The 15,106-nt window shown below is 66.8% G+C and carries 14 protein-coding genes and 2 pseudogenes; 13 read left to right on the top strand and 3 right to left on the bottom strand.

Annotated elements, in window-relative coordinates:
• The first annotated feature begins 29 nt into the window (after nt 1-29).
• On the top strand, nt 30-314 hold the full coding sequence (locus ACQCSX_RS10930) for a BBE domain-containing protein (protein ID WP_427015357.1): 285 nt from the start codon (nt 30-32) through the stop codon (nt 312-314).
• Here the strand turns inward: ACQCSX_RS10930 and ACQCSX_RS10935 are convergent.
• Nucleotides 311-1,756 carry an aldehyde dehydrogenase family protein gene (locus ACQCSX_RS10935; protein ID WP_354217968.1) on the bottom strand — a complete coding sequence of 482 codons (1,446 nt, stop codon included), beginning with the start codon at nt 1,754-1,756 and terminating at the stop codon, nt 311-313. The two genes, ACQCSX_RS10930 and ACQCSX_RS10935, sit on opposite strands and share 4 nt — an antisense overlap.
• Nucleotides 1,757-2,241: 485 nt before the next feature.
• Here ACQCSX_RS10935 and ACQCSX_RS10940 point away from each other — a divergent pair, with 485 nt between their 5' ends.
• From ACQCSX_RS10940 to ACQCSX_RS10990, 11 genes and pseudogenes are all read left to right on the top strand, one after another.
• Entirely contained in the window at nt 2,242-2,829 is a 588-nt protein-coding gene (locus ACQCSX_RS10940; RefSeq protein ID WP_427015358.1) for a recombinase family protein, read from the top strand.
• Nucleotides 2,826-4,277: a Mu transposase C-terminal domain-containing protein gene (locus ACQCSX_RS10945; RefSeq protein ID WP_427015359.1), complete on the top strand. Its 1,452-nt coding sequence runs from the start codon at nt 2,826-2,828 to the stop codon at nt 4,275-4,277. The genes ACQCSX_RS10940 and ACQCSX_RS10945 overlap by 4 nt, the downstream gene beginning before the upstream one ends.
• Nucleotides 4,278-4,295: 18 nt before the next feature.
• Nucleotides 4,296-5,186, top strand: coding sequence for an AAA family ATPase (locus ACQCSX_RS10950; RefSeq protein ID WP_427015360.1), 891 nt, complete (start codon nt 4,296-4,298; stop codon nt 5,184-5,186).
• Between the two features lie 149 nt (nt 5,187-5,335).
• On the top strand, nt 5,336-6,394 hold the full coding sequence (locus ACQCSX_RS10955) for an ABC transporter substrate-binding protein (RefSeq protein WP_427015361.1): 1,059 nt from the start codon (nt 5,336-5,338) through the stop codon (nt 6,392-6,394).
• 2 nt (nt 6,395-6,396) lie between these two features.
• A pseudogene (locus ACQCSX_RS10960) lies at nt 6,397-7,129 on the top strand (ABC transporter ATP-binding protein).
• Nucleotides 7,129-8,028: an ABC transporter permease gene (locus tag ACQCSX_RS10965; protein ID WP_427015362.1), complete on the top strand. Its 900-nt coding sequence runs from the start codon at nt 7,129-7,131 to the stop codon at nt 8,026-8,028. Before ACQCSX_RS10960 ends, ACQCSX_RS10965 begins: the two are co-directional and overlap by 1 nt.
• 45 nt (nt 8,029-8,073) lie before the next feature.
• A pseudogene (locus ACQCSX_RS10970) lies at nt 8,074-8,627 on the top strand (TauD/TfdA dioxygenase family protein); the annotation flags it as partial.
• Nucleotides 8,628-8,637: 10 nt separating this feature from the next.
• Nucleotides 8,638-9,924: an NtaA/DmoA family FMN-dependent monooxygenase gene (locus tag ACQCSX_RS10975; RefSeq protein ID WP_427015363.1), complete on the top strand. Its 1,287-nt coding sequence runs from the start codon at nt 8,638-8,640 to the stop codon at nt 9,922-9,924.
• 33 nt (nt 9,925-9,957) lie between these two features.
• Nucleotides 9,958-10,611, top strand: a complete 654-nt coding sequence (locus ACQCSX_RS10980) for a dihydrofolate reductase family protein (RefSeq protein ID WP_427015364.1) — start codon at nt 9,958-9,960, stop codon at nt 10,609-10,611.
• 440 nt (nt 10,612-11,051) lie between these two features.
• Nucleotides 11,052-11,513, top strand: coding sequence for an NAD(P)-binding domain-containing protein (locus tag ACQCSX_RS10985; RefSeq protein WP_427015365.1), 462 nt, complete (start codon nt 11,052-11,054; stop codon nt 11,511-11,513).
• On the top strand, nt 11,510-12,298 hold the full coding sequence (locus tag ACQCSX_RS10990; RefSeq protein WP_427015366.1) for a hypothetical protein: 789 nt from the start codon (nt 11,510-11,512) through the stop codon (nt 12,296-12,298). Before ACQCSX_RS10985 ends, ACQCSX_RS10990 begins: the two co-directional genes overlap by 4 nt.
• Before the next feature lie 62 nt (nt 12,299-12,360).
• Here the strand turns inward: ACQCSX_RS10990 and ACQCSX_RS10995 are convergent, their stop codons facing one another.
• Nucleotides 12,361-12,549 (bottom strand): universal stress protein, encoded by a 189-nt coding sequence (locus ACQCSX_RS10995; RefSeq protein ID WP_427015367.1) that lies wholly within the window; start codon nt 12,547-12,549, stop codon nt 12,361-12,363.
• A gap of 267 nt (nt 12,550-12,816) precedes the next feature.
• Nucleotides 12,817-13,923 (bottom strand): YeiH family protein, encoded by a 1,107-nt coding sequence (locus tag ACQCSX_RS11000; RefSeq protein ID WP_427015368.1) that lies wholly within the window; start codon nt 13,921-13,923, stop codon nt 12,817-12,819.
• A 108-nt stretch (nt 13,924-14,031) separates the two neighbouring features.
• On the opposite strand from ACQCSX_RS11000, the gene ACQCSX_RS11005 reads away from it, so the two are divergent.
• The gene (locus ACQCSX_RS11005; RefSeq protein ID WP_427015369.1) at nt 14,032-15,000 is read left to right on the top strand and encodes a LysR substrate-binding domain-containing protein; all 969 of its coding nucleotides are present in this window, start codon (nt 14,032-14,034) and stop codon (nt 14,998-15,000) included.
• Nucleotides 15,001-15,106 lie beyond the last annotated feature (106 nt).

The raw sequence follows: 15,106 nt of genomic DNA on the forward strand, positions 1-15,106 counted from the left end.
GGTATCCGCGTTCCCCCCGCTACAGCGAGGTGATAGCCGACGGTGGAGGCGGGCGCTCCGGTCAGCGCAGCGATCCATGTCAGGTCAGCCTATGGAGACCAAAATACGAACGGCTGACCGGCATCAAGACCGAATGGGATCCGGAGAACATGTTCCGCTACAACGCCAACATCCGCCCCGGGACCGTGGGCGCGGACCACGACGGTGGTCTTCTTCCTGACAACGCCTGGAATTCTTCTTTGAGAGTCAGGAAGCGTGGCATGGCCAGCCCCTTGGGCAGATTGCCGGATCGCAGGCTTTGCCCGCCGCCCTAACGGACAGGGTGGACGTAAGTCTTGTATTCCTGGAACTCCTCGAGGGCTCGAGGTCCTCTGAGGCGGCCCAGGCCGCTTTGCTTGAACCCGCCCTCCTCGAACTGGTCGGCCATGACAACCCAGGAGTTGGTCCACACGGTTCCGGCCAGGAGCCGTCGGGCCACCCTAAGGGGCCGATCGACGTCCCGACTCCAGATCGCCGCGGAGAGCCCATAGCGGGTGCCATTGGCCAATGCAACGGCCTCATCCTCGCTGTCGAAGACCTCAAACGTCGCCACGGGGCCAAAGACCTCCTCTTGGACGAGTTCGCTCTCCACGCGGTCGACCTCGAGGAGACTCGGGCGGTAGAAGGCGCTGCCGTCGGCGACGACGCCGCCACGGACCAATGGCTTCGCCCCCGCATCGATGGCCCTGCGTACGAACCCGTCGACACGGCGGGCACTGGCCTCGTCGATCAGGGGGCCCATGTCGCTGGCTGGATCGTCGCCGGGACCCACCACCACGGCCTCGAGGGCCGCGGTGAGCCGTTCCCGAAGCTTGCCGCTGACGCCGCGCTGCGCGAGGACCCGGCTCCCCGTCATGCAGAACTGCCCGGAAAAGACCGTCACGCCCTTCGTCAGGACAGGCACGGCAGCATCCAGGTCGGCGTCGTCAAATACGATCATGGGTGTCTTCCCGCCGAGCTCGAGCAAGACCCGCTTGAGCGAGGGCGCAGCGCCCGCCATGATCTCACGGCCCACGCGCGTGCTTCCGGTGTACGAGAGCGCGCCGACGAGCGGCGACGCGACAAGCTCCCGTGCGAGCAGGTCCCCGGACTCGGTCAGCGAGCTGAGGACACCCGGTGGGAGACCGGGCGTCTCGGCATAGATCTCGTGGAGGATGCCATTCACTAGCCCTGTTTGCGAGGGCATCTTCACCACCGCGGTGCAGCCGGCGGACAGCGCCGGGGCAAATGAACGGACCGAGAGGATGACCGGCGAATTCCAAGGGACGATGACCCCTGCAACCCCGACCGGTTCAGGCACCGAGGTCACGTGAACGCCTGCGCGGACCTCTGCCGCGCGTCCGGTCGAGGTCAGGGCCAGCGCGGCGCAGTAGCGGAGCGTCGCGGGCGCCCCTCCCACCTCGCCGCGGGCCTCCCCGACGAGCTTTCCGTTCTCCCGCGAGAGCATCTTCGTTAGCTCCGGGCTGCGACCCTCAATACGGTCCGCGAGCTGATTGAGCACTTTGTGCCGGAGCTGCCTGTCGGATGCCCAGTCGGTCTCGTCAAACGTCCTGCGGGCGCCCGAAAGCGCGGCCTGCACCTGCGCCGTGTCGGCTTCGGTGTAGGTTCCCAGAACGGACCCGTCCGCCGGCGACCGCGACACGCTCCCCTCGGAGCCGACGATGAGTTCACCGTCGACGAAGTTCCCCGCTTCTGCCCTGCGCGTCCCGATGGTCATGCCCGTCTCCTCACGGTGTGGCGCACCTGCACGCCGGGAGCCGCCTACGCCGCAGGCACGCGCAACCGGGAAACTGGTCGGTAGTGCCAAGAGGACTCGCAGATCGGGGGTGGTTAGAAACCGATGCTACTGCCACACCGACCTCACCACCAGACCTCCCGTCCAGACCCAGCCCGGAGCGGGCAAACACCCCCTACACACGGCCGGGACTTCGCCACGGGTTCAACGCCAGGACGGGCCAAATGAAGGTTCTCTCACCAGCGTCCGCCGCCCGCGGAGGCATCAGACGACGAGGAGTGCCCGCACTCCGCCCCAGACCCGACGCCAGTCCTGAAAATCTACAGGTTTTCAAGACACGGACGCCGTGTCGTACAGGGTCGACGGAACCGGCGTCCTTCCGGGCCGCCCCGTGTCTTGGAAAGATGTCTCACCGTGAATCGTCTCAGGGGGGTGCCGGTCGGGGGTTTCTGAGGCACAATGGCCGGGTGAGACATCTCGGGTATACGCGTGTGAGTACGTCGGGCCAGGACGCGAAGTTGCAGCTCGACGCCCTCGTCGACGCCGGGGTGCAGAAACGCGACGTGTTCGCCGACGTCACCTCCGGAAGCAAGGCCGCTATTGAGCGGCCCGGGATGAAGAAGCTCCTCGCGTACGTGGAGTCTGGCGACACCGTCGTCGTCTGGCGGGTGGACAGGCTCGGCCGATCCTTGATCGATGTCCTGAACACGGTGAACCTGCTACGCGACCGCGGCGTGCACTTGAGGTCCATCTCGGACGGCATCGACCCGGCGACCTCGACCGGGCGGATGATGCTGAACATGCTTGCGACCCTGGCTGAGTATGAGCGGGAGTTGATCGTCGAACGCGTGAACGCGGGCATCGCCGCGGCGCGGCAGGGCGGCACCCGCTTCGGCCGGCCGTTATCCGACCCGCTCGTCATCGCTGACAAGCTCGCGATCGCGTCGGACGCCCGCGCGAAAGGACGCTCCGCTGAGGACGCGGCACGGCTCGTCGGTTGGAGCCGCGCGACGCTCTACCGCCACCGGCAGGCGGCCGAAGACCGCCGGTCATGAAGCATCGGCTGTCGGCCGAAGAGCGTGCGGCACTGCTCCGGCAGCACCTCGATGACGGTGTTCCCCTCGCCAGGATCTCCGGTCAGGCCGGCATCCCTCTTCGCACGCTGCAACGGTGGACGGCGGGATTCCGGGCCGGGGGCTCGGTCGCGGCCCTGGGCCGCCAGCCACGCTCGGACCGCGGGAGCCATTCGATCCCGCCAGAAATCGTTGGCGCGATCGAAGGCCTCGCGCTCCGCCGCCCGGCGCCGACCATCGCGTTTATCCACCGACGGATCGGGGCCGTCGCGGTCGACCGCGGCATCCCTGCCCCCGGGTACTCGACGGTCCGGGCGGTCGTTGCCGCCATCGATCCCGGACTGCGCACCATCGCTCTCGAAGGCGACGCCGCGTACCGGGAGCGGTTCGAGCTGGTCTACCGGCGCACCGCCAGCCGCGCGAACGAGCAGTGGCAGTGCGACCACACAGAGCTGGACATCCAGATCCTCGACGCCGCCGGCGCCCCCGCACGCCCGTGGCTGACCGTCGTACTCGATGACTACTCCCGCGCCATCGCCGGCTACACCGTCTTCACCGGTGCACCGACCGCGCTCCAGACCGCCCTTGCCCTTCACCAGGCCGTGCAGCGCAAGAAGCATCCGGGCTGGCCCGTCATGGGCCTGCCCGATCTCCTCTACAGCGATCACGGCGCCGATTTCACCAGCACCCACCTTGAACGGGTCTGCCTTGACACCCACATCCGGCTCATCCATTCCCTCCCCGGCGTGCCGCAGGGCCGCGGGAAGATTGAGCGGTTCTACCGCACCGTCACCGACGGGCTCCTGCCGCATCTGCCAGGTTTCATCCCGCACGGCACCCGCGGGACCCCGGTGACTGCACCGACGATGACTCTCGAGCAGCTCGACACCGCGCTCGAGCGGTTCATCGTTGACGAATACAACCACCGCACGCACTCCGAAACCGGAGAGATCCCCGCAGCACGCTGGCAGGCCGGCGGCTGGATCCCCAGAATGCCGGCCCGGCCCGAGGACCTTGACCTCCTGCTCCTGACCGTTGCACACCAGCGCATCGTCCACCGCGACGGCATCTACTTCAACGGCCTGCGCTACCTGGACCTCACACTTTCCGCCTTTGTCGGCGAAGCCGTCACCATCCGCTACGACCCCCGGGACATGGCCGAGATCCGCGTCTGGCACCAGGACACCTTCCTCTGCCGTGCCATCACCCCGGAACTCGCCGCCGGAACCATCACCTTCAAGCAGCTCAAGGCGGCCAGATCCGCACGCCGGAACGAACTGAAGAAACAGCTGCGTACCAAACTCAGCCTCGCCGATGCTCTCCCTGCCGACGACCGCTACGCGCCGCCGGCACCCGTCGAACCGACAAGGGCCGGCCAGCAACCTATGGATGAAAAGCAGCATCAGCTTCGCATCTACGCCGAAGACTGACCCATGAGAGGAACGCCCATGACCGCCAAGGATGAAAATGACGACGGACGCCGCTTCCTCTTCAACAATCTCGGCGAGATTTCCGCCGCCCCGCCACCGGTCCCGCCGGACACGCCGCCATTTCTTATCACCAAGGAGCATCGGCGCTTCACGGAGTTCGCCACCGCGGTGCGCACCAACCGCCACATCGGCGTCTGCTACGGCCCGCCCGGCGTCGGTAAAACCCTCTCCGCACGCGCCTACGCCGGCGCGACCGAATGGGAACAATGGCAACGGACCGGTCAAACCAACACCGAGCCCGTCCCTGCCCGCGTGCTTGAGGCCAGAACAGCATTCTGGACCCCCACCGTGACCATCAGCCCCCGGGAGATCGACCGCGAACTACCCCGGACCTGCCAAAGAATCTCCTGGGCAGCCGAATACGCCCGGGATGGCAACATCGACGTCTTCGAGCACCGCGACTCCCGGTCCTCCGGCCTGACCGAACTCCTCATCATCGACGAGGCCGACCGGCTCAAACCTCCAGCCCTCGAACAGGTCCGGGACTACTACGATCGCCACACCATGGGCGTCATCCTTATCGGCATGCCCGGCATCGAAAAGCGCCTCGCCCGCTACCCCCAGCTCTACAGCCGCATCGGCTTCGCCCACCACTACCGGACCCTCAGCACCGAGGAACTCACCTTCGTCCTCACGAACCGCTGGCAGGAACTCGGCCTAAGTATCGACCCCAAGGACTTCACCGACGCCGAAGCCATCGCCGCCGTCGCCCGCATCACCAACGGCAACTTCCGGCTCATCCAACTCCTCTTCACCCAGATCACGCGCATCCGCGACATCAACCAGCTCAACAGCATCACCAAAGAAGTCGTCGAAGCAGCCCGCGAAACCCTGCTCATCGGCACTTGACCGCGCCAAATACCGCCGCTAAATACACGCCAAATACCGCGGAGAATTACAGTGAAACGGCGCTTTAATGCCGCCGGATTTTCCTGTTGCATCGTTCCCACCACCGGCGGCGGATCGCCCGGCACCGGCCAACGAACAGGAAGAAAACCATGAAACGATACCTGCCACTCTTGACCGTGACGGCCGCCGTCGTGATCACCCTGGCGGTGTCGGCCTGCGGCGGCCCCGCCACGGCCGGCGGCGGTGCAAGCCCCGGAAACCAGGTCAAAGTGGTCCGCTACCAGGGTTCGGCCAACAACGTCAGCCTGCTGGAGGTGGCGCAGGATCTGGGCTATCTGGGCGACGTGAAGCTCAAATGGGTGGGCACCACCATCTCCGGCCCGCAGGACATCCAATCGGTGGCCACCAACCAGACGGACATCGGCGGCGCGTTCGCCGGTGCGGTGGGCAAGCTGATCGATGCCGGCGCGGCGGTGAAAGGCATGGTCAACTACTACGGCGAGGACGCCAAGACCTTCATCGGGCTCTACACCCTGGACGGCAGCCCCATCCACTCCGCAAAGGACTTCATTGGCAAGAAGATTGCCGTCAACACCCTCGGCGCCCATGCCGACGCGGTGATCCACAGCTACCTGCAGAAGAACGGTCTCACCGAGGACGAGATCAACGCGGTCCAATTGGTGGTCCTGCCGCCCAACGACACCGAAGAGGCCATCCGCCGCGGCCAGGTGGACATCGGCGCGCTCTCCGGCGTGCTGCAGGACCATGCCATTGCCGCCGGCGGGCTGCGGTCCATCTTCAGCGACTACGACCTCTACGGGGCCTTTGCCGGCGGGCAGCTGGTGCTGCGCAATGTGTTTGCCGCGCAAAACCCCGACACTGCCACCACCCTCGCCACCGGCGTCGCGAAGGCGATCGACTGGGAAACCACCACGCCGCGCGATGAGGTCATTGCCCGCTTCACCAAGATCATCACCGACCGCAACCGCGGCGAAAGCACCGCCAACCTCAAGTTCTTCAAGAGCGTGGGCGTGCCCAACTCCGGCATCATCACGGCCGAGGACTTCAGCCGCTGGTCCTCGTGGCTGCTGGACACCGGGATCACCACCGGCACCCTGGACCCGTCCAAGTACTACACCAACCAGTACAACCAGCTGGTCCAAAAGGCCACCTCCTCCTCCGGCGCCACCGCGCCCTCGAAGGGATAGCCATGAGTGCAAAGATTTCCCTGGCGCACGTGCACCAGGAGTTCACCGTTCGCCCCGGCCGGGGCGCGAAGTCCTCGGCCGGCCCTGCCACCTTGGTGGCCCTGGACGACCTCAACCTGGACGTTGCCACCGGTGAGTTCCTGACCCTGGTGGGCCCCAGCGGATCGGGCAAGACCACCCTGCTGGACCTGCCGGCAGGCCTGACCCGGCCGACGTCGGGCCGCGAAGGCCCGCGAATACCTGGCGCTGGTGGGGCTGGAGGGCTTTGAGGACCGCTACCCGCACGAGCTCTCCGGCGGGATGAAGCAGCGCGTGGCGATTGCCCGCAGCCTGGCCTACGAACCGGACATCCTGCTGATGGATGAGCCCTTTGCCGCCCTGGACGCCCAGACGCGCGAGCAGCTCCAGGACGAGCTCCTGCGCATCTGGAAGGCCACCGGCAAGACCAACATCTTCATCACCCACGGCATCGACGAGGCCGTCTACCTGGGCCAGCGCGTGGCGGTCCTCAGCTCGCGCCCCGGCCGGCTCAAGGCCATCGTCGACGTCGATCTGGGCGACCGCAGCGCGGAAGCGGACGTGCGCTCCAGCGCCGCCTTCGTCTCCCACCGCCACGAGGTCTGGTCCCTGCTCCACGACGAGGTCCAACGGGCCCAGGACGCCGGACACCGCAAGATCCTGCCCGATGGCACCGCGCCGGACGAGCACGTTTCCCCGGAAAGGAGCGCAGCCTGATGAGCACCCTTGCCACCCACCGCCCCGCCACCGACGGCGCACCGGCACTGCCGTCCCACACGGCACCGCCGTCCCCATCCCCCGCTGTGAAGGCGCGCACGACGGCGCCCGGCTGGCTCGGGCGGGCCGCCGCCACGGCGGGCGCCTGGGCCTGGAAGTCCGCGGCCATAGCCCTGTTCCTGGCGCTGTGGGAGTTTGGCCCCACCTATCTGGCCAGTGCCTCCACCCGGGTGTTCCTGCCGCCGCGGCACGAGGTGCTGGCCGCCGGGGCCGACCCCGTGCGCACGGGCCAGCTGCAGAACCATCTGCTGGCCAGCATCACCCGGTCGGCGGCCGGCTTCGGCATCGCCGTCGTGCTGGGCGTTGCGCTGGGACTGGTGATCGCCTGGTACCGGCCGCTGAATTCCTTCCTGAACCCGCTGTTGGAACTGTTCCACAACACCGCAGCCCTGGCCCTGCTGCCGGTCTTCACGCTGCTGCTGGGGATCGGCGAGGAATCCAAGATCACGATCGTGGCCTACGCGGCGTTCTTCCCCGTGCTGCTGAACACCGTGGCAGGCGTCCGCACCGTGGACCAGCTGCTGGTGCGGGCCGCCAAATCCCTGGGCCTGAACAGTTTCTCGCTCTTTCAGAAGGTCATCCTGCCCTCCGCCGTCCCCACCATCTTCACCGGCATCCGGATGGGCGGCACCGCCTCCATCCTGGTGCTGATCGCGGCGGAGATGGTGGGGGCCAAGGCCGGCCTGGGCTACCTGATCATCAACGCCCAGAGCAGCTTCCTGATCCCGCAGATGTATGCCGGGATCCTGGCCGTCTCGCTGCTGGGGCTGCTCGTCAACACAGCCCTGGTGGCCGCCGAGCGCCACTTCTCCCGCTGGCGCGTGGCCATCACCGCCTAGCACCCCCGCATTTCCTCCACTCCACCCACAGCAAAGGACACCGAAATGACCACCGTCACCGAAAACCACACCGCTTCCACCACCCTCACCTTCACCAAGCTCGGCGCCGAAATCCGCGGCCTGGACCTGCGCGGCGAGCTCTCCGCCGACGTCGTGGCTTCCATCCGCGCCGCCCTCAACGAGCACAAGGCCCTCGTCTTCCGCGAGGCCAACATCCACACCGACGAGGAGCAGGTCCGCTGCGCACGTTTGCGGACTCGCTCTGGGCCGTCCACACCAACGACTACGACTACTCCGTGCCGAAGAACCTCGAACACGCCAACGCCGCCGAGCGCCGCAAGGAGTTCACCCGGCAGAAGTTCGAGACGGTCCACCCGGTGGTCCGCGTCCACCCGCTGACCGGCGAGCGCGGGCTCTTCATTGGCGGCTTTGCCCAGCGGCTGCAGATTGTGGGGCTCTCCAACACCGAGTCCAAGGACATCATCCGGCTGCTCCAGGCCTATGTGGTCCGGCCGGAGAACGTGGTGCGGGTCAACTGGGAGCCCAACCAGCTGGTGCTCTTCGACAACCGGATCACCCAGCACTACGCCCCGGACAACGCTGGATTCGGTGTTCCTGGCCGACGGCCGGGCCGGCTGGAACATCGTCACCTCCACCGGAGCGGGCGAGGCGCGGAACTTCAACCTGCAGGAGTGCCCCAGCCACGCCACCCGGTACGAGCGTGCCGCCGAGTTTGTCCAGACGGCCACGGCGCTGTGGGACAGCTGGGACGACGACGCCGTGGTGGCGGACCAGGCCGGTGGCATCTACGCCGATGCGGCGAAGATCCGCCCCATCGAGCACGACGGAAAGCACTTCCAGGTGCGGGGTCCGCTGAACCTGCCGCGCCCTCCCCAGGGGCATCCGCTGCTGGTCCAGGCCGGCTCCAGCGAGGCCGGGAAGGACTTTGCGGCCCGGCATGCGGAAGCCGTCTTCACCGCGCACCTGAGCGTGGAATCGGCCCGGGAGTTCTATGCGGACCTGAAGGGGAGGCTGAGCGCCTATGGCCGGTCGCCGGAGGAACTGAAGATCCTGCCCGGGATCAGCCCGTACATTGGGCGCACGGCGGAGGAAGCCCGGAGCAAGTACGAGCGCCTGAATTCGCTGGTGAATCCGGAATACGGTGTCCGCCAGCTCTCCGCCATGCTGGACGTGGACCTGTCCGGCCATCCGCTGGACGGTCCGCTGCCCGAACTGCCGGAGGGCACCGAGGGCATGCAGAGCCGCAAGGCGCTGGTGGTGGAGCTGGCGTGGCGGGAATCGCTAACCATCCGGCAGGTCACCGGGCGGATTGCGGGCGCCCGCGGCCACTACACCTTCATTGGCACCCCGGAGCAGGTGGCGGACGAGATCGAGCTCTGGTCCAGCACCGGCGCGGCGGACGGCTTCAACATCATGCCGCCCACCTTCCCCGGCGGACTGGATGATTTTGTCGACCTGGTGGTGCCGATCCTGCAGCGGCGCGGCCTCTTCCGGACGGAATACACCGGGCCGCACCCTGCGCGGACACTACGGCCTGGCGCGGCCGCAGGCGCGGCCCGCCACTGCGGGGGACGGTCCGCTGGCGGACAGCCCATTGGGGGACGGTCCGCTGGCGGAGCCCGCCGGGCTGATGACCGTCTAGCCAGGCCAGCCAACGCAGAAGCAGCCCACCATTGGCACGGCTCGCCGCCCGGAATGGATCCATCCGGCGCGGCCGCCGCAACGGTGGGCTGCTTCAGTGGCAGGGCCTCCGCCGGACAGGCCCCGTTGGGACATGCGCGGGGCGCTGGTGCTTGCCATCGACCCGAGCCACACAGAGATTCACGGTTCCACCGCATCCACTCCTTGACTGGGTCTTCTCCCCAACTACAGTGAGTGCATAGTGCAACCACCCTTGAGGGAGAAGCGATGACCGTCCGCGCCGACCTGAACATCTCCCTCGACGGGTACGCCACCACCACCGATCAAACCCCCGAGCATCCGTTCGGCCACGACTGGGGCCGGCTCGTCGATGCCTACGTTGGGACCCGCACGTTCCGTGAGCGGGTGCTTCACGATGACAGCGGCGAGGGGACGACCGGCGTCGACGACCGCTACGCGCAGGCCTACTTCGCCGAGGTTGGCGCCGAGATCATGGGCGCCGGGATGTTTGGACTCCACAGCTTCCCCGACGATCCCAACTGGCGCGGCTGGTGGGGGGATGAGCCGCCATTCCGGGTGCCCGTCTTCGTCCTCACGCACTCAGAGCGACCGCCGATCGAGATGGCAGGCGGCACCACGTTCGAGTTCCTCTCCGCGACACCTGTCGACGTGCTCGCACGGGCACGGGATGCGGCCGGCGGCAAGGATGTGCGGATCGGCGGTGGCGCCACGGTGGTTCGTGACTTCCTCAAAGCCGGACTCATTGACCAACTCCACGTTGCAATCACCTCCATCCTGCTGGGCCGGGGCATCCGCCTCTGGGACGACCTCCGGGAACTCGAGTCCGGCTACGCCGTCGGTTCCGAGGTCGCGGAGAGCGGCATCATCCATGTCACTTTCCAACGCAGATCACGAACTTAGCGTCCTGTAACCAATCTGTCTCATATCCCATGGGATACGAGACACAGAGGTTTCGAGACACCGAGTCGGATGGGGAGAAGGAGTCGGTGTCGTTTTTCTCTATGGCGGTTGCACGGAATGTTCGAAGTCGCCAGCACCGCCGCCGTGCCCGTATGGGGAAGCTCTTGCGGCGCAACTGGGGCGGTGCCAGTGTGGGAACCAAGCCTCGGGCGCTCCGCCAGCTGAATGCAGCACCCCGTCCCGGGCTCGGGAGGTCCTTCCTTGAGTAAGCAGATCCTCACCATCACGAGCGCTGAGGTACCGGTCGAACGGGCCGGAGAAGTCGTGTCGGCGTACCACGCAATCCTGGCGTAGAATTTCCCGGACGGGCTCTTGCGTACACACCTCGTGCATGACGGTCAAGGCAGTTGGGCGATCCACACCGCCGAAGCAACCTCGACGTGAGCGGGGAGGCGATGTCGGAGCACGTGAACACGGTCGTCATCGGAGCCGGGCAGGCTGGCCTCGCCGTCAGTCGCGAACTCGGGGTTCACGGCGTCGAGCATGTGGTTCTTGAGCGGTCGCGGGTCGCGCAGGCGTGGCGTGATCGATGGGACAGCTTCGCGTTGGTGACACCTAACTGGACCATGGACCTGCCGGGGATTCCGTACGCCGGCCCGGCCCCCGAAGGCCACGTGTCGCGCGACGAGATCATCAGCTACCTCGAGAACTATCGCTCGACCTGGGACGCGCCGGTCCGGGAGGGAGTGGCCGTCAACTCGCTGCGGGCCGCGAGCGGTTCGCGTTTTGAACTGGCCACATCGATTGGCCGGATCGCCGCGGACAACGTCGTCGTCTGCACCGGTTCGTTCCAGAAGCCGTACCGGCCCCCGCCGGCGTACTGCCGCCCGGGGTGCCAGTGATCGACGCGCTTGAGTATCGCAACCCCGCTGAACTCCCAGCAGGCAAAGTCTTGGTGATCGGGAGCGGGCAGACCGGCTCCCAACTGGCCGAGGAACTCTTCCTCGCCGGGCGCGAGGTGTTCTTATCCTGCGGTCGCGCGCCCTGGCTGCCCAGGCGACTGGATGACGTTGACACGGTCACGTGGCTTGCCCGCGTTGGCTTCTTCGACCAGCCGCTCAACGCCTTGCCCTCACCCGCGGGCCGACTGCTGGCGAACCCGCAGACCACGGGCGCTGCCGGTGGTCACGACCTCCACTTCCGCACGTTGCAACGGCTCGGCGTCGTTCTGCTGGGGCGCCTGGCAGGCGTCGACGGGCACCGCGCGTCGGTCGTCGACGACCTGGACGCGTCGGTGGCCTTTGGCGACGCGCGCTGGGCCGAGTGGCGCGCCCTCCTCGCCAGCGAACTCCCGACACGGGGGTACGCCGTGCCCGAGTTGCCGATTGCGGACCCGTTCCACTACGGTCCGGTGACGGAGGTCGACCTCCACGACATCGGGGTGGTCATCCACACCACGGGCTTCAGACCGGACTACCGATGGATCGAGCTCCCGGTGTGTGACGACGTGGGCTTTCCGATCACCGACGCCGGAACGAGTCCCATTCCCGGACTGTTCTTCTGCGGCGTGCACTTCATGCGGGTCCGGCGTTCGGCGCTCATGTTCGGAGTGGGCCTCGACGCCGCAATCGTGGCGACATCGGTCGCGTGGTCCGCCGCCCGAGAGATGCCTGGACACCGCCACTGACCGGTGATGAGCCGGCTCATTTGTAGCGGAAACGGTCGTATGTGGCACGGGTAGAGGCGAGTTCATTCCAACCCCCGGTTTGCGGCCGTTTCTGGTGCCGGGTTCTGGGGTATGAGGAGGACGGGGCAGGGGGATTGGTGGGTGATCTGGTCGCTGATGCTGGTGCCAAGGTAGGCCATCCAGGCGTGGTGGTGGCGGGATCCGAGGATGATGAGCTGGTCCGGGCGTCGGCGTCCACCAGGTCCGCCCATGCGGTGATCCCGGCTTCGGTCAGGGTCAGCAGGACGTGGTTGACCTTGTCTTGGGCCGTGGGCTGGTCCTCCATGGTCAGGTCCTGGCCTTCGATCCACTCGTGGCCGTTGAATTGGATGAGTTCAATGGAAGCGCCGGTCGCGACGGCAAGGTCGCGTGCCTGCTCCAGGATGGCTTCTCTGTGGGTGTGGTGTCGATAGCGACGAGGATTCGGAAAAGCGTGGTCTCTCCTGGGTGGAAGGGTAGGGCCGGTTCGGAGAGGTTGGTTAGTTCAGTCCGGTGGCGTATTGGAGTCCGAGACTGGTCGGGGTGACGATGATCCACAGCAACGCGCCCAGGAGCAGGGGCTTCGCCCCTGCTCGGCGGAATCCGCCCAGATCCGTGGACAGACCGATGGCCGACAGGGCGACGGTGATCAGGAACACCGAGAGTGTGCTCAGCCCGGTGTAGGCGGCGGCGGGGATCAGGCCGAGTGTGTTGATGGCGGCGACGAGGAGGAACCCGACCAGGAACCAGGGCACGAGGCGGAACACGTTCACCCGGGCCCGGGGAGCCGGTCCTGTTTCGGCAACCTCGCCGGCGCGGAGCCGGTTCCCGGCTTTCAGGCGGTGCCCGGCCCAAGCGGCGAGTCCAAGGCAGATGGGGATGATCATCAGGGTACGGACAAGTTTGACGACGACGGCGAAGTTGGTAGCGGCCCTGCCGTAGGTCGTGGCGGTCGCGACGACGGAGGACATGTCATTCACGGCAGTGCCGGCAAAGAGTCCGAAGGCATGCTGGCTCATTCCCAGCAGGTGCCCGATCAGAGGGAAGGCGAGGACGGCGGCGATGTTGAACAGGAAGATCGTGGAGATCGCATAGGCGACATCAACGCTGACGGCGCCGATCACCGGGGTCACCGCGGCGATCGCGGAGGCACCGCAGATACCGGTGCCGACGCCGATGAGGGTGCGCAGGTCCCCAATGATCCCCAACCAACGGCCCAGCAGGTAAGCCGCGATCAGGCAAACCACCAGGGTGCCGAGCATGACGGGCAGGGATTCCAGACCAACCTGGGCGATCTGGGCCAGGGACAGCTGGGAACCGAGCACGACGACGGAGAGCTGCAGAATGAACTTGCCCGCGGTTGTAATGCCCGGCCGCAGCCGGTCTCCGGGTTTGATGAGCGCGGCCAGTGCCACGCCGATGACGATGGCGGTGACCGGTCCACCCACCAGAGGAACGAAACGGCCGATCACGGTCGCGACCACGGCGACGCCCACGGCCAGGGCAAGTCCCGGGATCCTGGCCGTGGTTCCCGAACGCAGGCGGTGAAGCCTTCCCGTCCCGGGATGAGGGTTGCGTGCGGTTTCTGTTGCGGTGGGTGAATGCATGGTATCCACCCTCGCGTTCCCGCAGTGCCGGCAGCAGGGGGCATACACTTGTGGGGCTACAAGTCCCGCTTGTGTGAGCGAGTGTCTGCGAAGGAGGGAGGACCGCCCGTGCTGAGTCCGCGAATGCCGGAACTTTCGGCGTTGGAGATGCTGGTCACCGTCCAGGACTTGGGAAGCCTGTCGGCCGCCGCTGCCCTGCTTGGACTGTCCCAGCAGGGCGTGTCCTCACGGATGAGGGCACTGGAGGCACAGATCGGATCCCCACTGCTGAACAGATCCCCGCGCGGGTCAAACCTGACGGACATTGGTGTGCTGATCGCGGGCTGGGCCGCCGAGGTCCTGGCCGCGGCCGAACGTCTGGACACCGGGATCGCTTCCATCCGCTCGGAGAGCGCCCGGCATCTGCATGTGGCGGCCAGCCAGACCATTGCCGAACATCTGCTCCCGCAGTGGCTGGTGAGGTTGCGCCGTCAGCAGCAGGCCCTGGGCCAGGCCCCGGCCCGGGTAAGACTGAGCGTGACGAACAGCGCCGAAGCAGCTGCCATGGTCCGTTCGGGGGCAGCCGAGTTGGGTTTCATTGAAAGTCCCAACCTTCCCCATGACCTTGCGACGCAAACCGTGCAATACGACAACATGGTCCTCGTCGCCGCCCCGGACCACCCCTGGGCCCGTCGCCGCAGCAAGGTCAGCCCCGCCGATTTAACCCGCACAGCGCTGGTGACTCGGGAACCGGGCAGCGGCACTCGCGAAGCCCTAGAACACCTTCTCCACGCTGCGACGGCAGAACCGATGCCCGCTCCGGCAGTGGAGCTGTCCACCACCGCAGCCGTCCGGACAGCCATAGCGGCAGGAACCGGCCCCGGCGTCCTCTCGACCCTGGCCGTACGTGATGACCTCCTCCTGCACCGGCTGGTAGCCGTACCCCTGTCCGGAATCACACTCCGCCGACCCCTGACCGCGATCTGGGCCTCAGGCGCCACACCCCCCGCAGGACCAGCCCGCGACCTCGTCACCATCGCCGCCACTCCCCAAACCAGCAAGCCCCTCCAAACTAGACCAGACCAAAACAGCCGATAACCCGGTAAACCACCCGGGGCCGCCAACAAGACCGGAACCGAACCACCCAGACGACAAACGGTTCCTCGGAACCGCCAATCTGAGCTGCGAATTAACCGCCAATCCG

Source organism: Pseudarthrobacter sp. P1 (assembly GCF_050156935.1).
Taxonomy (GTDB): domain Bacteria; phylum Actinomycetota; class Actinomycetes; order Actinomycetales; family Micrococcaceae; genus Specibacter.